Annotated in this window: 20 protein-coding genes; 15 read left to right on the plus strand and 5 right to left on the minus strand. The window is 65.7% G+C overall.

What is annotated here, in order from left to right; all coding sequences use genetic code 11:
• Positions 1 to 155 precede the first annotated feature (155 nt).
• Positions 156 to 719, plus strand: a complete 564-nt coding sequence (locus FUT88_RS09365; protein WP_147214731.1) for an acyloxyacyl hydrolase — start codon at positions 156 to 158, stop codon at positions 717 to 719.
• Between the two features lie 80 nt (positions 720 to 799).
• On the opposite strand, the gene FUT88_RS09370 is transcribed toward FUT88_RS09365, so the two are convergent.
• Positions 800 to 2,140, minus strand: coding sequence for a sensor domain-containing diguanylate cyclase (locus FUT88_RS09370; protein ID WP_147214732.1), 1,341 nt, complete (start codon positions 2,138 to 2,140; stop codon positions 800 to 802).
• Between the two features lie 650 nt (positions 2,141 to 2,790).
• Between FUT88_RS09370 and FUT88_RS09375 the strand changes: the two genes are divergently transcribed.
• The gene (locus tag FUT88_RS09375) at positions 2,791 to 3,273 is read left to right on the plus strand and encodes a hypothetical protein (RefSeq protein WP_147214733.1); all 483 of its coding nucleotides are present in this window, start codon (positions 2,791 to 2,793) and stop codon (positions 3,271 to 3,273) included.
• A gap of 14 nt (positions 3,274 to 3,287) precedes the next feature.
• Here FUT88_RS09375 and FUT88_RS09380 read toward each other — a convergent pair whose 3' ends face one another.
• The gene (locus tag FUT88_RS09380; protein WP_147214734.1) at positions 3,288 to 3,800 is read right to left on the minus strand and encodes a GtrA family protein; all 513 of its coding nucleotides are present in this window, start codon (positions 3,798 to 3,800) and stop codon (positions 3,288 to 3,290) included.
• A 122-nt stretch (positions 3,801 to 3,922) separates the two neighbouring features.
• On the opposite strand from FUT88_RS09380, the gene FUT88_RS09385 reads away from it, so the two are divergent.
• Together FUT88_RS09385 and FUT88_RS09390 are read left to right on the plus strand one after the other, a co-directional pair.
• On the plus strand, positions 3,923 to 4,828 hold the full coding sequence (locus FUT88_RS09385) for a flagellar brake protein (protein WP_147214735.1): 906 nt from the start codon (positions 3,923 to 3,925) through the stop codon (positions 4,826 to 4,828).
• A gap of 223 nt (positions 4,829 to 5,051) precedes the next feature.
• Entirely contained in the window at positions 5,052 to 6,467 is a 1,416-nt protein-coding gene (locus FUT88_RS09390) for a bifunctional diguanylate cyclase/phosphodiesterase (protein ID WP_147214736.1), read from the plus strand.
• Between the two features lie 56 nt (positions 6,468 to 6,523).
• Here FUT88_RS09390 and FUT88_RS09395 read toward each other — a convergent pair whose 3' ends face one another.
• The gene (locus FUT88_RS09395) at positions 6,524 to 8,092 is read right to left on the minus strand and encodes a methyl-accepting chemotaxis protein (protein WP_147214737.1); all 1,569 of its coding nucleotides are present in this window, start codon (positions 8,090 to 8,092) and stop codon (positions 6,524 to 6,526) included.
• Positions 8,093 to 8,383: 291 nt separating this feature from the next.
• On the opposite strand from FUT88_RS09395, the gene FUT88_RS09400 reads away from it, so the two are divergent.
• Complete coding sequence (locus FUT88_RS09400) at positions 8,384 to 8,524, plus strand: entericidin A/B family lipoprotein (RefSeq protein WP_009240575.1); 141 nt, start codon at positions 8,384 to 8,386, stop codon at positions 8,522 to 8,524.
• Between the two features lie 74 nt (positions 8,525 to 8,598).
• Here FUT88_RS09400 and FUT88_RS09405 read toward each other — a convergent pair whose 3' ends face one another.
• Positions 8,599 to 10,332: a phospholipase D family protein gene (locus FUT88_RS09405; RefSeq protein ID WP_147214738.1), complete on the minus strand. Its 1,734-nt coding sequence runs from the start codon at positions 10,330 to 10,332 to the stop codon at positions 8,599 to 8,601.
• A gap of 187 nt (positions 10,333 to 10,519) precedes the next feature.
• Here FUT88_RS09405 and cls point away from each other — a divergent pair, with 187 nt between their 5' ends.
• Together cls and FUT88_RS09415 are read left to right on the plus strand one after the other, a co-directional pair.
• Complete coding sequence (cls, locus tag FUT88_RS09410) at positions 10,520 to 11,953, plus strand: cardiolipin synthase (protein ID WP_147214739.1); 1,434 nt, start codon at positions 10,520 to 10,522, stop codon at positions 11,951 to 11,953.
• Between the two features lie 91 nt (positions 11,954 to 12,044).
• Positions 12,045 to 13,307, plus strand: coding sequence for an MFS transporter (locus FUT88_RS09415; protein WP_147214740.1), 1,263 nt, complete (start codon positions 12,045 to 12,047; stop codon positions 13,305 to 13,307).
• Here the strand turns inward: FUT88_RS09415 and FUT88_RS09420 are convergent.
• On the minus strand, positions 13,262 to 14,326 hold the full coding sequence (locus FUT88_RS09420) for an AraC family transcriptional regulator (protein WP_147214741.1): 1,065 nt from the start codon (positions 14,324 to 14,326) through the stop codon (positions 13,262 to 13,264). The genes FUT88_RS09415 and FUT88_RS09420 overlap by 46 nt on opposite strands.
• A 142-nt stretch (positions 14,327 to 14,468) precedes the next feature.
• Between FUT88_RS09420 and FUT88_RS09425 the strand changes: the two genes are divergently transcribed.
• The 8 genes from FUT88_RS09425 (at position 14,469) to FUT88_RS09460 (ending at position 21,782) form a co-directional block, all read left to right on the plus strand.
• Positions 14,469 to 15,524: a 3-keto-5-aminohexanoate cleavage protein gene (locus FUT88_RS09425; RefSeq protein WP_147214742.1), complete on the plus strand. Its 1,056-nt coding sequence runs from the start codon at positions 14,469 to 14,471 to the stop codon at positions 15,522 to 15,524.
• A gap of 71 nt (positions 15,525 to 15,595) precedes the next feature.
• Positions 15,596 to 16,933 carry an MFS transporter gene (locus tag FUT88_RS09430; protein WP_147214743.1) on the plus strand — a complete coding sequence of 446 codons (1,338 nt, stop codon included), beginning with the start codon at positions 15,596 to 15,598 and terminating at the stop codon, positions 16,931 to 16,933.
• 130 nt (positions 16,934 to 17,063) lie between these two features.
• On the plus strand, positions 17,064 to 18,044 hold the full coding sequence (locus FUT88_RS09435; protein WP_147214744.1) for a quinone oxidoreductase family protein: 981 nt from the start codon (positions 17,064 to 17,066) through the stop codon (positions 18,042 to 18,044).
• A 9-nt stretch (positions 18,045 to 18,053) separates the two neighbouring features.
• Positions 18,054 to 18,902 (plus strand): TauD/TfdA dioxygenase family protein, encoded by an 849-nt coding sequence (locus tag FUT88_RS09440; protein WP_147214745.1) that lies wholly within the window; start codon positions 18,054 to 18,056, stop codon positions 18,900 to 18,902.
• A 57-nt stretch (positions 18,903 to 18,959) separates the two neighbouring features.
• Positions 18,960 to 20,093 (plus strand): porin, encoded by a 1,134-nt coding sequence (locus FUT88_RS09445; protein ID WP_147214746.1) that lies wholly within the window; start codon positions 18,960 to 18,962, stop codon positions 20,091 to 20,093.
• A 102-nt stretch (positions 20,094 to 20,195) separates the two neighbouring features.
• Positions 20,196 to 20,771, plus strand: coding sequence for an RBBP9/YdeN family alpha/beta hydrolase (locus tag FUT88_RS09450; RefSeq protein ID WP_147214747.1), 576 nt, complete (start codon positions 20,196 to 20,198; stop codon positions 20,769 to 20,771).
• Positions 20,758 to 21,468 carry a DsbA family oxidoreductase gene (locus FUT88_RS09455; protein WP_147214748.1) on the plus strand — a complete coding sequence of 237 codons (711 nt, stop codon included), beginning with the start codon at positions 20,758 to 20,760 and terminating at the stop codon, positions 21,466 to 21,468. The genes FUT88_RS09450 and FUT88_RS09455 overlap by 14 nt, the downstream gene beginning before the upstream one ends.
• On the plus strand, positions 21,465 to 21,782 hold the full coding sequence (locus tag FUT88_RS09460) for a Rieske (2Fe-2S) protein (protein WP_147214749.1): 318 nt from the start codon (positions 21,465 to 21,467) through the stop codon (positions 21,780 to 21,782). The genes FUT88_RS09455 and FUT88_RS09460 overlap by 4 nt, the downstream gene beginning before the upstream one ends.
• The last annotated feature ends 34 nt before the right edge of the window (positions 21,783 to 21,816 follow it).

The raw sequence follows: 21,816 nt of genomic DNA on the forward strand, positions 1-21,816 counted from the left end.
AGCAGGCGCGCAAATTGCGTCGCCCGATGCCTTGCAAGCTCGCCCCGGTGCGATCCCGACCGTCCGTTTGCCTGCCACCATGTCCGCCGCGCGCGTGGTTGCCGACGCAGTTGCCCCGATTCACGCGCGCCGTTCAACTGATTCCGCTCTCTCTGATGATCCGATCCGCGCTTCCCCGCTCCGCCAAGTTGCTGGCCACCGCCCTGGGCGCCGCCACGCTGTTCGCCGCCCTGCCTGCGCAGGCTGACCCTTCCGTGCGCGTCATCTACGGCCGTGACAACAGCCACGGCATCGAGAAGTACGGCGTCGATCTGGATTTCGATTCGGGCTTCCACTGGGGCAACCCGCAAGGCTGGTTCGTGAACCTGGATTGGGAAGTGGCGCTGGGCCAATGGCGCTCGACCAAGGGCACCAACCGCCAGAACCTGACCGAATTCGGCGTGACGCCGCTGTTCCGCATCGAAAAGCGCGGCGGCTCATGGGTGCCGTTCATTGAAGCCGGCATCGGCCCGCGCCTGCTCTCGCACACCCGCACGTCGGATGAGCACAACTTCAGCACGGCCTTCCAGTTCTCCGACATGATCGGCGTGGGCGTGTCCTTCGGCAGCAAGCAGCAATTCCAGATGGGCTACCGCTTCGAACACCTGTCGAACGCGTCGATCAAGCGCCCGAACCCGGGCACGGATCTGAACGAGCTCTACTTGCGTTACACGTTCTGAGTTTCGAGCGTTTGCAACGCTTGAGAAAAAAAAACGGCCTGCCTTGCGGCGGGCGTTTTGTTTGGGTGCGCGGTAGCGGATCAGCGCGCGTCGGCTTCGCCGTCGAGATCGCGATTGCGCGATCGCATGCCCATCAGCCGCTCATAGTTGAGCGAGGCATGGAAACCCACGCCGTTGCCGCCGGCACGTTTGACTTCATACATCGCCGCGTCGGCGTTGCGGATGAGCGTCTGCGCGTCACGCCCGTCAGTCGGATACAGCGCCACGCCGGCGCTCACACCCATCGACAGCACATGGCCCTCCACACGGAACGGCGTCTGCAATTGCTCGATCAGGCGTTCCACGGTTTGCGTCACATCGTCGCGCGTGGCGCAGTGCGTGAGGACGGCGACAAATTCATCGCCGCCCAGGCGGGCCACCGTGTCGGAGGCGCGCAGGCCGCTGCGCAACCGCATGGCCGTTGCCTTCAGGACGAGATCGCCAACCGCGTGGCCATACTCGTCGTTGACCGGCTTGAAGCGATCGAGATCGATGAACACGACGGCGACCTGCCCGCGCGCGCGGCGCGCCGCCTGAATGGCGACGAACAGGCGATCGCGAAGCAAACGTGCATTCGGCAAGTCCGTCAGCGGATCATGCAGCGCGAGGTGGTGCGCCTGATCCAGCGCCGTGCGCCGCTGCGTCACGTCGAGCAGCGTGCCGCTTACGCGCGTGGCCATGCCGCGGGCATCGCGCTCCGTCACGCGCCCGCGCGCAGCCACCCAGATCCATTGGCCATGGCGCGCGCGCATGCGCTGCTCGATTTCAAAGCTGTCGGCATCGCCGCGCATATGGCGATAGATACGCCGCGCGCTCAATGCTGCGTCTTGCGGATGCACCATGGCGAACCATGCATCCGGATCGTTGGGCAGATCCGCCGGCTCGTAGCCGAGCATGTCGGCCGTCCGGCGGTTGAACGACACATGCCGCGCGCGCGTCGACCAGTCGAACGTGCCCAGCCCCGCGCCGTCCAGCACATAGGCCAGCCGTTGCTCCGACGCGCGCAGCGATTCCAGCGCCAGGCGCCGCGCGGTCACATCCTGCATCTGCACGACAAGGTGCTGGCTGCCGTCGTCGCGCGCAACGGCCACGTCGGCCTGCACCCACACGGTTGTGCCGTCCTGGCGGACCAGGCGCGTCTCCATCGACAGCGCATCGCGCTGGCCGGCGAGCAGCGACTCGACACCATGTCGGGTGCGTTCAGTGTGATCGGGGTGGCACAGGTCGAACAGATCGCGCGTGCGCAGCGCCTGTGCTTCGTGACCGGTCAGCGCGCACAGCGCACGGTTCACGTCGAGGAAGCGACCCTCTGGCGCGCACAGGCCGATTCCTATCGGCGAATGTTCGATCGCAGCCTTGTACAAGTGGTGGTCCTCAAGCATGGCGATGCTGTTTCGCGAATGCGGCAGTCCCGGGGGTGGCTGATGTGGTGGCCATCGCGCCGCGGGGTCCATGACGCAATGGCTGCGTCAGGCGCGCGCGGTGGCGGTTGGCGTGATCCCCGTAACCGGTCTCGTGGTCTGTGCGGCCCAGTTGACGGCCGGCAATGACAGACTTGGTGCGTTGCAAGCGCACGAATCGAGGCGGACTATAGAAGCCGCGAGTTAACGGGGCAATCCCTTCCCGCGAGGGGACATGGACCGCGAGCGCGCTTTCGGTCCCCTCGTGCGCGAAATGACGCGAAGGAAACGCGCCCCGCGTCATTCCCGTCTGCGTTTGTCGACGTCGATTGTCGACATCTGCCCGACGTCGCCGGACATCGGACAAAACTGTACACGGGCGCCCGTTGCGAAGCAGCTAGCCGTTCGGTTAGGTCGCACAGGCACTGCCCGAACGCAACCGTTTGCCACATGGCCGGGCGGCAATCTCCACATTGTGAATGTCTTAAGGTGAAGACAAGGCCCCTTGAACTCATCCGGAAGGACGAAACGCGCAATCGGACAGCTCCGTTACTATTCTTCAATATCGCTTCGGGGGGCGAATTCAAACACGGCGAGCCGCGGCACCAGCGCACGCGGTTGTAGGAGGTCGTATGGAATTGAGTTTTGTCGCCCCCGGCACGCAGACACATCGGTATGCGCTCAAGCTTGCGGGCCTGCCCGAAGGCACCGAGCCCGGCACGGCGCCAGTCGACCCGGCCTGGGTGGACGATGCCCTCACCGCCGCCGTGCGGGTATTCGATGCGCATCGCGTGCACTTTGCCGACGCCTACTTCGCCTACCGCGCACGTGAGACCGCGCAGCACTCTACGCGCGCCGCTGGAAAGACCTCATCCGCCCGCGTTGTCGGCGACCTCCACGACGACACACCGCTGCTCGCGGATACGTTTGCGATTGCGCAGCTGGCAGCACTCGTCTCGTTGGAGGCGTCGGGCGTGGCCGACGTCATCGACGTTCACCTGGTGGTGGAACGCCTGCGTGACGATGCCCCGGTCCCGCCCGCCGATGGTATCGGCGATGTGGCGTTCGTCACGGAAACCGCTGCCGGCCTGCAGAGCGTGGGAAGCCGGCATTGACGCAGGAGGGCCCCTCACGGGCCCTTATGCGGGGGCCGTTCCTGCACGATGACTGGTTGCGGCTCCGTCGGCGCGCCGACGGCATCGGCGTCACGGAACGTCCAATACCGGTGCACCAGAAAGTTGAAGACTGCCGTGATGGCCGAGGCGAATACCTGCGCGATCAGGTAATACAGGCCGATCCCGAGGCCGATGGCCATGATGGTCGCATTGCATCCCAGGGCGAGGAAGGCCACCAGACCGAAGCGCACCATCGCGCCGATGTGCCCGCGTGTGCTGTTGAAGACGGCCTGCCGGCTGATGAAGTAGTTGAGCGTGGCACCGATCACGCTGCCCGCCACCGATGCCCGCCACGGCGACACCCCCACCTGCACGAGTCCGAACAGCCCCACATAGTGCGCCAGCGTTGCGCCGCCGCCGATGACGACATAGCGCGCAAACTGCTCCACCACCGCCCAGAAATGCTGCCGAGACGCCATGCGCGCGCTCACCCCATCCACGTTGGAACCGCCATTGTGCTCGATCATGACGGGCTGGCCGCAACTCCCGTGCCACCGTCCCTGCACAATCAATAAGTGCGCTTAAAGTTGTGCAACATTTGGCCGTATAGAAACGTGGGGCCCCGCGCGGCTGTGGGGCCCCCATTGCCATGCTCGAACTTCAACCTCTCGACATTCCGCTTGCGATCCCCCTGCCGTGGCCGATGCTTGACGCCGACGGGCAGCTGCTCGTCCCGAAAGGCGACGTCATCCACTCGCCGGAAGAGATCGATCTGCTGTGCACGCTGCACCGCCCGCACCGTCTGGCGGACGGCACGCCCGCGCCTGCGCCCGCGTTTGCAAACACGCAGTTCCCGAACACGATGTTCCCCGACATGGGCGACGACCCTGACGGCGAACGCACGATCGCCATGGAGCTGCTGGGCCTGCGCCCCGGCGGCATGCTGACCGTGCGCCTGACGGCGGGTGCCGGCCAGACCAAGGGCGCCGCGCGCGTGATGGGCTATAGCCCGCAACGCCATCTGCTGATCACCATGCCCACCGACAGCGGCCGCACCGTCATGCCGGTCAAGGACGAACTCGTGGAAGTCCACGCCTTCTCGGGCGAGGGCATTGCCAGCTTCGAGTGCACGGTGATGGCGGTGTGCCGCATCCCGTTCGAATACGTCGTGTTGTCGCCGCCGCGGCGGATCAAGAGCCGCACGCTGCGCAAATCGCTGCGCGTGCGCGCCAACGTGGTGGGCAAGATGCTGGTGAGCGGCGACCCGCCGCGCATGATCCATATTTCCGACATCAGCACGACGGGCGCGTCGTTCCGCTCTGCGCATCGGCTTGAAGTGAGTGGCGCGCCGGCCCGCCTGCGCTTCCGCGTAAAAACGCGCGACTACCACTCCGAGCTGGTGGCCGCCGCGCTCGTGCGCAGTGAAAAGCCGGCCGACCTGCCCAATGTCTATCAATACGGCGTGGAGTTCATCGAACTGGTCGCCGCCCAGAAGATGCTGCTGCAGTGCTTTATTTATGAGCAGTTGCTGTGGGGCGGCCAGCGCATGGTGTAACGGGCAGAAGGACTGATATTCGCGCTACTTTGATCAGAATTAATTACCGCTAAACGTTAAAAACACAGACCGGAAGCGCCCGAAAACATGCCGGCGATCGGCCACCCTGGCCGGTTTTCGGCTTATGATGCCGCAGGCTGGCTTGTGACAAAGCTCTACAATTGACAGTGCATCAAGCGTACGCATTTCCGTTTTAAAGGCATTTGCAGGACGATCCCCATTTATGAGCCGCGCAAGGTCTGCCGCGCCATCGAGTCTGGATCCCATCTCCGGATTGCCGGACCGCGAACGATTCGTCCAGTTGCTGGCGGCCATGCCGCAACCGGCTCGCCAGGACGCAATCGGCGCGCTGCTGCTCATCAGCTTCGACCATTTTGCCGAGGCGACCAACACGCTCGGGCCGCTGGCTGCGCGAGAGGTCATCGTCGAATGTGCATCGCGGCTTCAGGCGCTGAGCGTGCCACCTGCGGATGGCCCAGCCCCTATCGTCGGGCGCATCGGCCCCGAGACCTTTGCCGTTGCCTGCGCAGACTTCGTCTCGGCACAGGACGTGCACGATCTCGCGCGGCGGATTTCCGCGGCGCTCACGCGGCCTTTCATCACACACGGTTACGAGCTGGTCTGCTCTTGCAGCATCGGCATGACGCTTTTCGAAGGCATGCCCGCCGATGCGGCACGGCTGATTGAACAGGCCGACCGGGCGCTGTATGGCGTACAGCACGGTGCCGAACCCAGCCCAGCGCTGTACGCCCCGGCGGCCATGCCTCCACGCACGGGCCCCAACGTCGCCCATGCCGACGGATACGACGCCGTCGCCGAGCACCCGCGCCTGGCCGCGCAACTCCGCCACGCGCTTGCCCGCCGCCAGTTCAGCCTGAACCTCCAACCCCAGCTGAGCCTGACCGACGGACGGATCGTCGGCTACGAATTCTTGCTGCGCTGGATCTCACCCGAGCTGGGGGGCGTGGCACCAGTCGATTTTCTGCCGATCCTGGAGCAGACCGGCGACATTCGCGAGGTGGGCCACTGGGTGCTCGACAACGCCGCGCAGATGCTGGCCGGGCTGGTGCGCGAAGAATCGCAGCGTGCAGGGCGCAACAGCCGGCATCAGCCGGGCGTGCATGCCGCCGTCAACTTGTCGGTGGCGCAGCTGCTTGATCCGCAATTGAGCGATGTCGTGCGCGACATTGCCGCACGCCACGCGGTGCCGACCGCACGGCTGGTCTTCGAGATATCGGAACACACGCTGCACCGCGCCAACGGCTCAGCGCAGAAGGCCGTGGACGCTCTGCACGCCAGTGGCGCACGCGTGGCTGTGGAAGATTTTGGGGCCACCGCGCACAGCCTTGATTGCCTGGCAACGTTCCGGCCAGACCAGGTCAAACTCGACCAGGCCATCGTCAACGCGGTGACCAACGCGAGCGACCACGCGGCACTGCAACGTCTGGTGACTGCCGCGCACGGTGCGGGCGTGCCCGTCACGGCCACGCGCGTGGAAACGGCCGCGCAGCTCCATGCGCTGCGTGCCTGCCGGTGCGACGTCATCCAGGGTTACCTGCTCTCGCAGCCCTTCCCGGCCCGCTGGATCGACGACACGCAAGACGTGATCGCCGAGCGCGCGCGCGATCTGCTGCCGTGAAAAAAAAGCCCTCCCGCTGCGAAGCGGAAGGGCTTACGTGCTTGCGCGTGTGCTGCTTATGCGTGCTCGACGCGGAAGACCGCCACCGCGCTGCGCAGCGCCTCAGCCTGTTCTTCCAGCGATTCCGCCGCAGCGGCTGCTTGCTCAACCAGCGCCGCATTCTGCTGCGTCACCTGATCCATCTGCGTGACGGCCTGGTTGACCTGCTCGATGCCGCTGCTCTGTTCCTCCGACGCAGCGCTGATCTCGCCCATGATGTCGGTCACGCGGCGCACTGCTACCACCACCTCGTCGATCACCGTGCCGGCTTCGGCCACCAGGGTCGAGCCGTTCTGCACGCGGCCCACCGAATCCCCGATCAACTCCTTGATCTCCTTGGCGGCCGTGGCGCTGCGCTGCGCGAGGCTGCGCACCTCGCCGGCAACGACGGCAAAACCGCGGCCCTGCTCGCCAGCGCGTGCGGCTTCCACCGCGGCATTCAGCGCCAGGATGTTGGTCTGAAACGCAATGCCCTCGATCACGCCGATGATGTCGGCGATCTTGCGGCTGCTTTCGTTGATGCCGGCCATGGTGTCCACCACGCGCCCCACGACTTCCCCGCCCTTGACGGCGATGTCCGACGCGTTGACGGCGAGCGCGCTCGCCTGGCGTGCGTTGTCGGCGTTCTGCTTCACGATGCTGGTCAGTTCCTCCATGCTCGACGCGGTTTCTTCCAGCGACGAAGCCTGTTGCTCCGTGCGCTGCGAGAGGTCGGCATTGCCGGCTGCAATCTGCTTGGTGGCACTGGCGATCGAATCCGAGCCCGTACGCACCTGCCCGATGATCTGCTGCAGGCTCGTTTGCATGGACGACACCGCATGCATGAGCCGTGCGGTTTCGTCGCGGCGGCCGGCGGCGGTCTGGCCTTCCATGCGCGTGGCGAGGTCGCCCGACGCCATGCGCTCGAACACCTGGATGGCGCGTTCCAGCGGACGCACCACCGTGCGGCCGAGCACGCCGCGCGCCACCACCGACAGCACCAGCGCAGCGGCCAGCAAGCCGCCCGAGATCCAGATGCTCATCGCATAGCGCGATTGGGAATGGTCGAAGCGCTGCTGGCCGTACTTGAAGCGCGCCCCGACCAGCGGCCCGAGCGCCGCGTCGTAGTCGACAAACAGCTTCGGCACCAGGTTGGTGTTCAGCTCGCGATACGTGGTGAGGTCGCTGCGCTCCAGCGCGGCAATGGCCGGCTCCAGCGCGGTCTTGACGAACTTGGTGCGGGCGGCATCGGCGGCTTGCAGCTGGGCGCGGTCCGCATCCGGAATCGGCAGCTTCATGAACTGCGCCCACGCCTCGTTGGCCGAATTGACCATGGTGTGCGCGTCGGCCAGCAGCTTCTTGAGCTCTTCCGGCGACGAGACCGCATCGAAATTGGTCAGGTGGATGCGCGCCCACAGCAGGTTGATGGTGTCTTTGGCCAGCAGGTCAAGGCCTTTGGCATCTTCCAGATACACCGCGCGCAGATCTTCATTGGTGGCCCGGCCGGTGGTGATGCCGGCGAAACCCACCACCGCAATCATCACGGCAAATACCGCGACCAGGAACGTCAGCCGCGTGCGAATGCTCGTATCCATCCACTTCCACATGTGTTTTCCCCTGCATGGTTGGCCCGTGTGGCGCGGAGATCGTTTCCCCGCGCCCCTCTTCAGGCACCCTGTTCACTCCCAAAGGTGCTAACGGCAGGCGGCGGCGGAAATAGAGGGCCAGCACCCGAATGCCGGGGATGCGCCGCAAGTGATATGCAAGAAGGTAAAAAAGATGCGGCAGACGCACCCCACGTGCGCGGGGTGGCACTAAAATGCGGGTTGCGCCACCGGTTGGGGTGGCAATCACGCGAACATCGTGCGGGATACCGCACGGCTCACAAGGGGATCGAGATGAAGAAACTGATCGCACTGCTGGCCCTGGGCTGCGCCGTTCTGGCTGGCTGCAACACGATGGCAGGCATGGGCAAGGACATCCAGACCGGTGGCCAGAAGCTGGAAAACGCTGCTGACAACACCAAGCAGAAGATGTAATGAAGCAACGGCCGGGCGAGCCCTGGCCTACGCTGCAAAACGCCGCACTTCGCGGCGTTTTTCTTTTGGAGCCGCTACAGAAGCTCTTCCGGCGTAAACGGCGCCAGCATCTGGATCCACGTCCGGCGGCCCAGGCCCACTTCCGGCTCGTGATCGACGACGACCTCCTTGCCGTTGTCATGCGTGGTCCAGCGCAGGTGGCCGTCGTCCTTGGTCACCCGGTAGGCGCTGTCACGCACCGAGTCGTCGAACAGCTTGGCCACCGCCTCCGCCAGCACCGGGCTGCGGATGATCAGCCCCGTTTCCGTATTCAGGCCGATCGAGCGCGGGTCGATGTTCATTGAGCCGACAAACAGGGTGCTGCGGTCGACCACGATCGATTTCACGTGCAGGCTGGCCTGCGACGAACGGAACGTGCCGATCATCCTGGGGCGATCCCCCAGCGTCGGGCGCAGTTCGTACAGCTCGACACCGTCGTCGATCAGCGCGCTGCGATATTTCGCATAGCCGACATGCACGATGGGCGCGTCGGTCGCCGCCAGCGAATTGGTCAGCACGCGCAGGCGCACGCCGCGATCCTGCAGGCGCTTGGCCACCTCGATGCCGCGCTTGCCCGGCACGAAGTACGGTGAGATGAGCACCACCTCGCGCTTGGCCTCGTCAATCAGGCGCAGAAGCGTCTGGGCGAGACGCTCACCGCCAGGTTCCACCTCATCCCCCGACACCTTGGCCGGACGATCGACGATGACCTGCGCAGGCGCCCACTCCAGGCGCAGCCGGCCACGGGCAATCTGATCGGCGAGGAACCAGTCACGCGGGGCAGGTTTGAGCGGCAAGGGCTGCTCCGGCGCCGGGCTGGCGAGGTCAGTCCGGTTGCGGCGCTGCTCGAGCTGCGAGATCGTCTTGTCAGGCGAGGCCTTGCCGGAACCGGAGCCTGAACCCATGTCGATCGGCCGGGTCGGCACGTCGATATGCTGGGGCGGCCCTTCCGGCCGGTTCGGCATCGTCACGGGTGCGGGATAGTTGCCGTCTTTCTGCGCGGGCGGATGCGCCGTGCTCGGTTCGGGCGCCAACGCCTGCACCGGATAGGCAAATTCGCTGTTCCAGTACGCATCGAACGCCGACGACAACTGGCGCACCGCCGGCCCCGCGGCCAGCACGTCCAGGTCGACAAAGTTGGTGGTCTCGTTCTGGGTGAAATACTCGGCGCCCAGATTGCGCCCGCCCGTCACGGCCAGCGCGTTGTCGGCAATGAAGGCCTTGTTGTGCATGCGGCGATTGACGCGGCGGAACTCAGCCGCACCGCTCAGGTACCGCGTGACGTTCGACATGCGGCCGCCAGGAAACGGGTTGAACAGCCGTACGTCGATGTTCTTGTGCGACGAAAACTTCAGGAACGCCAGGTCGCGCCCGTCGCTGTGCAGATCGTCGACCAGCATGCGTACGCGCACGCCCCGGTCGGCAGCGGCCCGCACATGGCGCATGAGTTCGCGCACGCTGTTGTCGCTGGCGATGATGAAGTACTGCAGGTCCAACGTACGCTCGGCCCGGTCGGCCAGTGTAAGCAGCGTGGCATAGGCTTCTTCGCCCGAGGGGATCAGCCGGAAGCCGGACACATCGGCCGACGGCGCATTCGTCTGCGCGAGGCGCCCCAGCGAGGTGGCCGATTGGGCATTGGCCAGCGCCGTCGTCACGGGCCGATCGACATGCTCGGGCAGGCTCGCGCAGCCGGTCAGCAGCGCGATGGCCAGCCAGGCAAGCCAGGCGCGTAGAAGCGCGGTCGGGAGGTTCCTCGGGTGCCCTTGCATGTTCGAATGTCGGTTGGGTACGGCGGGTCGAGAGGACGTTGACTTCACACCAGCATACGGCGTGCCTGACGTGGACGCCGCAGCCAGACTACGCGAGATATCCGCCAGGGCAATATCCGTGTTTGTCCGACGCCACCTGGACCGTGTCAAAATGGCCAACGGTGTGCCGTTTCCCCCGACGCTCTCAATGCTGACCAACACCACGGCATTTGCCGCCTTCCTCTTTCTTGTGCACTGCGTGGGCGTGCTCGCTGCCATGCATGCCGTGCTGACCGTGCGTACGTCGCAGGGCGCCATCGCGTGGGCCATCTCGCTGGTCACGCTGCCGGAATTCACGCTGATCCCCTATCTGATCTTCGGGCGCAGCACCTTTGCCGGCTATGTGGATGCACGCCGCTTTCACAACGCCCGCCTGCGAGAAATCACCCTCTCCGACGACTGGCGCCGCCTGCGCGACCATGAATCGAGCGTGGTCGCGCCGCAACACACCTGCATGCAGGCGTTGCCTCGCCTGACCGGCACACCGTGCCTGGCGCGCAACCGCGTGCGATTGCTTGTCAACGGCGCAGAAACCTTCGATGCGATCTTTGCGGCCATTGAGCAGGCGCGCCGGGTGCTGATCGTGCAGTTCTTCATCGTGCATGACGACACGCTCGGGCGCCGCCTGGCCGAACTGCTGCTCGACCGCGCGCGTGCCGGGGTGCGCGTGTACTTTCTCTTCGACAGCATCGGCTGCCACGCACTGCCCCGCCACTATGTGCATCGGCTCGTCGAAGGCGGCGTGCTGGCCAAGCCCTTCTCTACCCACGCCGGGTTCGTCAACCGCTTCCAGCTCAACTTCCGCAACCACCGCAAGCTCGTCGTGGTGGACGGCGAGCGCGCTTACGTTGGCGGCCACAACGTCGGCAACGAATACATGGGCGAAAAGCCGCCGCTTGCACCGTGGCGCGATACGCATATCGAGATCGTCGGTGCCGCGGTCATGGACTTGCAGCTGACCTTTGCCGAAGACTGGTATTGGGCTGCCCACGAAGTGCCGCAACTGATCGTGCCCGAACTGCGGCCGGAAGAAGACATGGTCTGCCAGGTGGTCGCCAGCGGCCCGGCCGACAAACAGGAAACCTGCTCGCTGTTCTTCATGGAAGCCATTCAATCGGCGCGCAAGCGGCTGTGGATCACGTCGCCGTACTTCATTCCGGACGAAGCGGTGTTTGCTGCGCTGCGCCTCGCCGTGCTGCGGGGGGTGGACGTGCGCATCCTGATCCCGTCGCGGCCGGACCATCACATGGTGTTCCTGGCGTCGTCGCTGTATGCGTATCAGGCGATCCGCGCGGGCGTGAAGATCTACCGTTATCTGCCCGGCTTCCTGCACCAGAAGGTCGTACTGATCGACGATGAGGCTGCCGCCGTGGGCAGCGCCAACCTTGACAACCGCTCGTTCCGCCTGAACTTCGAGCTGATGATCATGACCGCCGACCCGCGCTTCGCCAACGACGTCGCGCAGATGCTGGAAGTCGATTTTGCCGAAGCCGCCCGCGTCGGCCGCGACGAATACGAACACGCCCACCCGCTGCGCCGCGTGATCATGCACGTGGCCAAGCTATTCGCGCCCATCCTGTAGTCAGCGTCACGCCCGGAATTCGCCCGCAAGAAGCGGAGCGCACGCAGACATCGTCATCCCTACCCTGAGCGTACGTTTTCAGGAGTGTGCGATGTCCGATCCCCATGTCCCTGCTGTCGACCGCCTGCCGCCGGGCTTCAACCGGCTGGCTGGTTCCAACCTGGCCGCCCAGTCTGCCGAGCAGATTGCGCTGGCGGCCATGCCGATGGTTGCTGTGCTCACACTGCATGCCGACGCGAGCACGGCGAGCTGGCTGCAAGTGGCGCTCACGCTGCCCTTCGTGCTGTTTGCCATTCCCATCGGCATGCTGGCGGACCGTTGGCCCAAGCGCGCATTGATGGCCGGCGCGGAGGCGGTGCGCGCACTGGCGTTGTTTGTTGTGGCGGGGCTGCTGATCGCCGGGCGGTTGAACCTGACGGCGCTGGGCGTGCTCGGCTTTGTGGCGGTATGCGGCACGGTGGTGTTCAGTGTGGCGGCGCCCGCGCTGGTGCCGTCGCTTGTGCCGGCAGCGATGCTCGCGCGCGCAAACGGCCGCATCGAATTGGCGCGCACCGTTGCATTTGCGTGCGGCCCCGCCATCGGCGGTGCTTTGATCGGCTGGACGGGCGCGATGGCGGCGTTCGTGCTGGCGGCGGCGTTGTCGGCCATGGCTTCGGCAATGTTGGCCGGCGTGACTGCGCAGGAGCCCGTGGCACGGCGCGCGGCGCATCCGCTGCGGGACGTTGTCGAAGGCGCGCGCTTCGTGTTTCACCACCCGCTGCTGCGGCCGGTGTTCATCACGCAATGCCTCTTCACCATGGCGTTCTTCATGGTGTCGGCCATCTTCGTTCCGTATGCGGCGCATCGGTTGAACCTCTCTGCGCAGGCAATCGGGCTGACGCTCGGCATGTACGGCGCTGGCATGGTGGTCGGCGCCCTGCTGGCCGCGCGGATTCTCGCGCGCTGGCGCTTCGGCCACGTGGTGGCGACTGGCCCCGTGTGCGGATTGGCGGGCGGTGCGCTGCTTGCGGCCACGCTGTGGCAGCCGTGGCCGGCGCTGGCACAAGCCGGCTTCTTCCTGCTGGGTTGCGGGCCGATTCTTTGGGTGGTGAGCACGACCACACTGCGGCAGACGGTGACGCCGCCCGCCCTGCTGGCGCGCGTATCCGCAGTCAACGTGATGTCGTATGGCGCTCGGCCGGTCGGTGCAGCCATGGCCGCGTGGCTTGCCGCACATGCCGGTGTGGGGGCGTGCCTGCTGGTGGCGATGGCGGGCTTTGCGCTGCAGCTGCTGTGCATCCTGCAATCGCCTGCGGTGCGGCTGGTGCGTCAGCCACGTGTCGACGATGCAGCGGCCGGGCTCGAACCTGCCTGAGCCGCGTTGGCACCACGCTCGCCGCGCTGCGCATCGCGCCACGCGCGCGGCGTCATGCCGAAGTGGGCGATGAACCAGCGCGTGAATGATGCCTGCCGCGTATAGCCAAGCAACGCGGCCACCCGCCCGATCCGGTAGCTGGGGTTTGCCATGTAACGGACGGCAAGGTTGTGCCGCACCTCCTCCACCAGATCGGAGAACGTCATGCCGGCCGATTCCAACTGCCGTTGCAACGTGCGCACGCTCAGGTGGAGATGATCCGCCACCTGCTCCACCGACGCACGCTCCAACGGCAGCAGCAGGTAGATCGCACGACGCACGTCCTGCACCACCGCCTCCTGCGCCGAGACATTGAGCGGCTCGGCAAGACTCTCGGCATAGCGCACGAGCGCCGGGTCAGCGGCAGGGTTGGGCGTCTCGAGATCGGCAGCCGCGCAGACGATGCCATTGAAGTCGCTGCCGAACACGATGGGGCAACCGAACACGCGCCTGTGCAAGCTCACGTCACCGGGGGCGGCGTGGGTGAAATGAATGCTGCGCGGCTTCCAATGCACGCCCAGCAGCGCGCTGCACGTCCGGGCGAGCACGCCGACGGCCAGTTCGTTGGCTTGCCGCAGCGGCACCGGCGTCTCGGTGATGACCTCTTCGCGAATGACCACCATGTCGCCATCCGATTCCAGGTAGATCGCCAGCGCCTCGTTCAGCAGGTGGCGGTACTGGATGATGGCCTGCAGCGCCTCGCGCAGCGTGCGCTTATGCGCCAGCAATAACCCGAGCACACCGAAGTCCAGTTCCTGGCGCGCCTCGGCCATCTGCAGGCCAAGCGTCGGACACGGGGCATTCGCGGCAGTGATCTCCATCAACTGGCACGTCGCCACGACCGGCACCGGCTGCTCGGGATCGGCCAGCTTGGCCGGGTCAAGCCCCACCTGGCGCAGCGCTTCCTGCGGGTTGAAACCGAGCCGCCGCACGACCTGGAAGTAGCCGTTGAGCGAGCGGGCACGCACCATCGTTTCCATCGATTTCAGGGCGCTCCGAGCCGTGTTGGTGTTTACGCGGAATGGCGCGTAAAGAGAAAAACTTGGCGCCAAATGAGAAATTCAAAGCTACCGCTTCCCTATAGTGAAGTCCAGCCGAGACATCCCTTACAGGAGCCCCCACATGCAATTCCTCGATGATTCGCTGCACCCCGAAAACCAGGACAAGGTTGTCATTACCGTGGCGCCGTACGGCCCGGAATGGATGCCGGAAGATTTTCCCGAAGACATTCCGGTGACGATGGAAGAACAGGTGCAGAAGGCCGTCGATTGCTACAACGCCGGCGCGACGGTCCTGCACCTGCACGTGCGCGAGCTGGACGGCAAGGGCTCCAAGCGGCTGTCGAAATTCAACGAGCTGATTGCCGGCGTGCGCGCGGCGGTGCCCGACATGATCATCCAGGTCGGCGGCTCGATTTCGTTTGCGCCGGAAGACGAAGGGCAAGCCGCCAAGTGGCTGTCCGACGACACGCGCCACATGCTGGCCGACCTGACGCCCGCGCCCGACCAGGTGACCGTGGCCGTCAACACCACGCAGATGAACATCATGGAGCTGCTGTATCCGGCCTACCTGGAAGGCACGTCGCTGGCCAACCCCGCGCTGGCCGCCGCCTATGCGGAGATGACCGTGCCCGCCGGCCCCGCCTGGCTGGAGGAACACCTGCGCCGCCTGCAGGCCGCCGGCGTGCAGCCGCACTTTCAGCTGACCGGCATCCACGCGTTGGAAACGCTGGAGCGCGTCGTCCGCAAGGGTGTGTACAAGGGCCCGCTCAACCTGACGTGGATCGGCATTGGCGGCGGCTTCGACGGCCCCAACCCGTTCAACTTCTTCAACTTCATCCACCGCGCGCCGGATGGCTGCACGCTGACGGCCGAGTCGCTGCTCAAGAACGTGCTGCCCTTCAACATGATGGCCATGGCAATGGGCCTGCATCCGCGCTGCGGCATTGAAGACACGATCATCGATCAGCATGGCAATCGCATGACGTCCGTACAGCAGATTGAGCAGTGCGTGCGCGTGGCCCGTGAACTGGGCCGCGAGGTTGCCAGCGGCAAGGAGGCCCGCGCCATCTACCGCATTGGCGTGCAATATGACAGCGCGGAAGAAACACTGGCGAAGAACGGCATGTCCCCCAACCGTGCGCCGAACGTGAAGAACCTGCCGCTGCGCGCGGCCTAAACTAGAAGCCGCAGTATCACCGGGCCAACACAGGCGGCGCTCAACGCAAGCGCCGCCACTCGGAGACAACCATGAATCTGCATGCTGCCGACCCGCGCGCAGACCACGACGAGTACCTCGTCAGCCGCCCCCAGGCGTGGTTTGCGTTTGCGATGACCTTTGCACTGATGCTGTTCGATTACATCGACCGGCAAGTCATCGTGTCGCTGTTCCCGCATCTGAAAACCGCCTGGGCGCTGTCCGACAAGCAGCTTGGCGCGCTCGTCTCGGTCATCTCCATCGTGGTAGCGGTGGGTGGCTTGCCGGTGGCGCTGCTGGCCGACCGCTTCAGCCGCGTCAAGAGCATCGTCGTGATGGCCACTGTATGGAGCCTCGCAACGATCTCGTGCATGTTCACGCGCAACTACGCGCAGCTCTTCACCGCGCGCGCCATTGTGGGCGTGGGTGAAACCGGCTACGGCTCGGTGGGCGCAGCGCTCATTGCCAGCCTCTTCCCCAAGCGCCTGCGCGCCACGTTGATGGGCGCCTTCTTTGCCGCGGCATCCGTCGGTTCGGTGCTGGGCGTGTTGCTCGGCGGCGTAATCGCAGCGCGCTGGGGCTGGCAGGCGGCGTTTGGCGTGGTGGGCGTACCGGGCCTGGTGCTGGCGCTGCTTTATGTCTTCGTACCGGATTACAAAACGGTGGCGATGGCGCCTGGCAGCACGCAAGCGCGGCAGCCTGCGGGCAAGCTCCTGCAGCGCGTGGCAGGCGCGTTGACCAGTTCGCGCACGCTGTGGTGGACGTGCCTGGGCGCTGCCTTCCAGTTGATCGTCGTTTCGACCATCTGGTCGTGGCTGCCGAGCTACCTGAACCGCTACCACGGCACGCCGCCGGACCGCGCCGCCATGCAAGCTGCGCTGGTGGTGCTGTGCGGCGCGCTGGGCGCCTTCGTGTGGGGCGTGGTGGCCGATGTGGTGGCAGCACGCCGCCAGCGCAACCGGCTGATTGCGGTGGCCGTACTGGCCGTGGTGACGCTGCTCGTCTTCATGACGGCGTTCGGCACCACCATGCCGGCCAACCAGCAGTTCCTCATGATCGCCTTTGGCGGCTTCTTGATGACGTGCACGGTGGCGCCGGCATCGAGCGTCGTGTTCGACGTGGTGCACCCCGGCGTACGCTCGACTGGCGCCGCGGTGCTGTCGCTGTTCCAGAACCTGTTCGGCCTGGCGATCGGGCCGTTTGTGGGCGGCGCCATGTCCGATGCATGGGGCCTGCAGACCGCCTTGGCGGTGATGCCGGTCTTTGGCGTGGTGGCTGCGGGCTGCTTCCTGCTGGCCGCACGCAGCTACGAACCTGAACTCCAGCGCGTGGCCAACGTGTCGATCGACGCGGCACCTTCCGCCGCACCCGCCACCGTGGTTTCCGCATGACGGCCTTGCTCCGCTAACCGCGCGCCGCCTTCAAGGCACCCACCCCTCTCCGCTTTGACCGCGTCTCCTGAGCGAGCCGCGCGGGCGGCGCGCACCCCGAACATCCGAAAAAAGCATCCAGGAGATACCCATGGCAACCGCAATCCGCTTTCATGAAACCGGCGGCCCCGAGGTCTTGCGCTGCGAGACCGTGGAGGTCGGCCAACCCGGCCCGGGGCAGGTCCGTCTGCGCCACGAAGCCGTCGGCCTGAACTTTGCCGACACCTACTTCCGCTCGGGGCTCTATCCCGTACCCCGCCCCGCCGGCATGGGCGTTGAGGCGGCAGGCATTGTTGAGGCTGTCGGCGATGGCGTTGCCAATGTCGCCGTGGGCGATCGCGTGACCTACACGGGCTTCATCAACACGTTGGGCGCGTACAGCACCGAACGCCTGATTCCGGCCGCTCCGCTCATCAAGCTGCCTGCCGCCATTGCCTGCGAAACCGCCGCCGCCATGACCATGCGCGGCCTGACGTCGGCCTACCTGCTGCGCCGCATCTATCCGTTTGCGAAGGGCAACACGATCCTGCTGCATGCGGCCGCCGGCGGCGTGGGGCTCATCGTCTCGCAGTGGGCCAAGCTGCTCGGGCTGACGGTGATCGGCACGGTATCGAGCGAAGCCAAGGCGGACATCGCCCGCGCGCACGGCTGCGACCACGTCATCAACTACGCGCACGAAGACGTTGCAAAGCGCGTGCGCGAACTCACCGATGGCGTGGGCGTGAACGTGGTGTTCGACAGCGTGGGCAAGGCCACCTTCGAGGCCTCGCTCGATTCGCTCAAGCGACGCGGCCTGATGGTGTGCGTCGGCACGGCGTCTGGCCCGATCCCGCCGTTCAACCCCCAGCTGCTGGCGATGAAGGGATCGCTTTACCTGACGCGTCCCGCCCTGGCGGACTACATCGCCGATCCGGCCGAGAAAGCCGAGCTTGCCGGCGAGTTGTTCGACCATGTAGCCGCCGGCCGTATCAAGATCGAAATCCACCAGCGCTATGCGTTGGAAGACGCCGTGCAGGCACATCGCGATTTGGAATCGCGCAAGACGACGGGGTCGTCCGTCTTCGTCATCTGAGGGGCCGTCATGCGCATTGAACAACTGACCAACGCCCTGGGTGCCGAGCTGACCGGCGTGCAATTGCGCGACGCCATCGAAGACGATGGCCTGTTCGGCGAGATCCGCGCCGCGCTGCTCAAGCACCGCGTGATCTTCCTGCGCGACCAGGACCTGAGCCGCGCGCAGCACGTCGCATTTGCCCGCCGCTTCGGCGATCTGGAAGATCATCCCGTCGCCGGCAGCGACCCCGAACACCCCGGGCTCGTGCGCATCTACAAGACGCCCGATCACCCGAACGACCGCTACGAAAACTGCTGGCACGCCGACACTACCTGGCGCGAGGCACCGCAGTTTGGCGCCGTGCTGCGCTGCGTGGAATGCCCGCCCGTTGGCGGCGACACCATGTGGGCCAACATGGTGCTGGCGTACGAAAACCTGCCCGACGACGTCAAGCGCGACATTGCCGGCCTGCGCGCCCGCCACAGCATCGAAGCCAGTTTTGGCGCAGTCATGCCGATCGAAAAGCGCCTCGCGCTCAAGGCGCAATATCCCGATCCGGAACACCCCGTGGTGCGCACGCACCCCGAGACCGACGAAAAGGTGCTGTACGTGAACGGCTTCACGACGCACTTCACGAACTACCACACACCCGCGCGCGTGCGCTTCGGACAGGACGCCACCGGCGGCGCGTCGGAGCTGCTGCGCTACCTCATCAGCCAGGCCTACATTCCTGAATACCAGGTGCGCTGGCGCTGGAAACCGAACAGCGTGGCGATCTGGGACAACTCCGCCACGCAGCATTACGCCGTCATGGATTACGCGCCGTGCCATCGCAAGATGGAGCGTGCCGGCATCATCGGCGGGAAGCCGTTCTAACGACCGTCGGGACACATCGGACCCGTCGGCGATCACACCAAGAGGAGACCCTGCAACATGAAGACAAAGCACATCGCCCCTGCGGCTCTGCTGGCCTGCGCCGGCGCGGCCTGCGCGCAATCCGGTGTCACGCTGTACGGCGTCATCGACACCAACGTCGAATATGCGACGAACCTGCCGGGCGCCACGCCGGGCAGCTCGGGCAATCGCGTGTCCATGCAAAGCGGCGGGCTGTCAGGCTCGCGCTGGGGCCTGCGCGGCGTGGAGGATCTTGGCGGCGGACTGAGCGCGCTGTTTGTGCTGGAAAGCGGCTTTGCAAGCGACACGGGCCAATCGCAGCAAGGCGGGCGGCTGTTCGGGCGTCAGGCCTACGTTGGGCTCAAGAGCAGCACGATCGGGCAGTTCACCTTCGGCCGCCAGTACACGACGCTGTTCCAGTTGCTGGCCAACTTCGAGCCGATGGCGTATTCCACGCAATACGAACCGGCGGCCGTGCAGACCGGCGTCAATTTCCGCTCCGACAACACGGCGATGTACACGGGCAACTTCGGCCCGGTGACGGCACAGGCCCATTGGTCGTTCGGCACCGGCGCGCCGAGCACCAACCCGACCGGCGGCGGCAACGGCGAAGTGCCCGGCCAGGCGCGGCGCGACAGCGGCTACGGCGCGGGGGTGGCCTATTCGGCGGGGCCCCTGGGCGCCACACTGGCGTATGACCAGTACAACCCGAGCACCCCGCTGGGCGGCGGCGCATTCAGCTCCGGCACGGTGCGCAAGGCGGCGCTGGCGGGCAGCTACCTCGTTGGCGATGTGCTCAAGGTCATGGGCGGCTACCGCTGGGGCCAGAACAAAAACGCCAACGGCAGCGTGGCGCTGCGCGACGATTACTTCTGGGCCGGCGCGAACTATCAGGCAACGAACGCGCTGATGCTCTCGCTCGAATACTCGTATCAGAAAATCAAGACCATCAACAGCGCACCGTCCACACAGGCCAACCCGTGGCAGGTCGCATTCATTGCCGACTACACGCTTTCCAAGCGCACCGACCTGTATCTGACCACGGCCTATGCGCGCAATGCAGGCCTGGCACTGGATCAGGCCGCTGTGGACCTTAACGCTACCGGTTACGGCCTGGCTGCCGGCAAGACCAGCATGCTGGGTGCGGCTGTCGGCATCCGCCACAAGTTCTGAGCGGCCGGTCCCCAAAAGCACCACGGGAGGCGGACTCCGCCGTCTCCCCGGTCGGCATTCGAGGAGGGTGACCTCCTCGTTTTTTCTTCATGGCGTTTCATCATGACGTTGTCCAACCCTTCTCCCACCATCCTCATGGTGCCCGGCCTGCGCGACCACGTGGCCGAACACTGGCAGACGTTGCTCGAAGCCAAGCTCCGGGCGGCCGGCCACAAGGCTGTGTCAGTCCCGCCGCTGGAGGTCGACAAGTTGAGCTGCGCGGCACGGGTCGCAGCATTGGACAAGGCCGTCACCGCCATCGACGGGCCGGTGATTCTGGTAGCGCACAGCGCGGGCGTGATGATCACCGTGCACTGGGCGAAACGGCACGCGCGCAAGGTCCATGGCGCACTGCTGGCCACCCCGGCCGATCTCGAGACGCAGTTGCCGTCGGGCTACCCAACGCAGGACGTGCTGCAGAAAAATGGCTGGCTGCCCTGCCCGCGGCGCCCGTTGCCGTTTCCGAGCATCGTCGCGGCCAGCCGGAACGATCCGCTGGCGTCGTTCGAACGCGTGGCCGGCATGGCCGCTGACTGGGGCAGCCGCCTGGTCGATCTTGGAGAGGTGGGGCATCTGAATCCCGCCGCGGGATTTGGCCCCTGGCCCATGGCGGAAGCGCTGATCCATGAACTCGTTTGACCGGCCCGTGCGGGGAATGCTGGCCGGCGCGAACCGTCGGCGCACATCGCTCACGATCGATGTCTTCTTCGACTTCATCTGTCCGTGGTGCTGGATCGGTACGCGCCATCTTGCGAGCGCGCTACGCACGTTCGCAACGCTGCATCCGGAGGTGAAAACCAAGGTGCGGTGGCGCCCGTATCCGCTGCTGCCGGACACCCCGGCCGAAGGGCTGCCGTACCAGGCGTTCTACCTCAGCCGCCTCGGCAGCCCCACTGCCGTTTCGATGCGGCGCGCCCAGGTGCAGCGCGCCGGGCAAGCCGCCGGCATCGACTTCGATTTCTCGCGCATCAACGTCCTGCCCAATACCGAGCGTGCGCACGGCGTGGTTCGGAAATATCGACGGATCGACGCGGGCGGACACCCGGCCCGGCTCATCGAACGCATCTTCATCGCCTATTTTGTGGAAGGCGCCGACATCGGTGACGAAGACGTACTGCAGCGCCTGGAATTCGAGCACAACATCGCCACGGCGATGGCGCTCGATGCGGGCCCGCCCAGCGTCTGCAAGCCAGTCGGCCGCGGCGTGACCGTTTCCGGGCTGCCGCATTTCGTCTTCAACGCCGACGTGACGATCTCCGGTGCGCATCCGGCAAGCACGCTCGTGCGCGCCATGCAGAACGCGCTGTCACCGTCGCACCCGCCATGCACATCATGAGCCGCAATGTCACCGTGGCGTCGGCCAGCGAACTGCCCGCCGGCCAGCGCAAGCTCGTCTTCGCCAACGGCCGCAGCATTGTCGTGCTCAACGTCGAAGGCCGGCTTCATGCCGTCGACAACAGCTGCCCGCACAACGGCGCATCGCTGGCCTCGGGGCGTCTGGATGGCAACGTCTTGCAGTGCCCGGCGCACGGCCTGCGCTTCAACCTCGCTACCGGTTGCATGCTAGGCGCAGGCGGCCTGTGCCTGAAGACCTACGCCATTCAGGAGACCGACGGGCACATCGTCATCGAGGTGGATGACGACGCCTGAACTGCCCCGCCCGTACGAAACCCATACCGACCAA

This window comes from Ralstonia sp. TCR112 (assembly GCF_007997035.1).
Lineage (GTDB): Bacteria > Pseudomonadota > Gammaproteobacteria > Burkholderiales > Burkholderiaceae > Ralstonia > Ralstonia edaphi.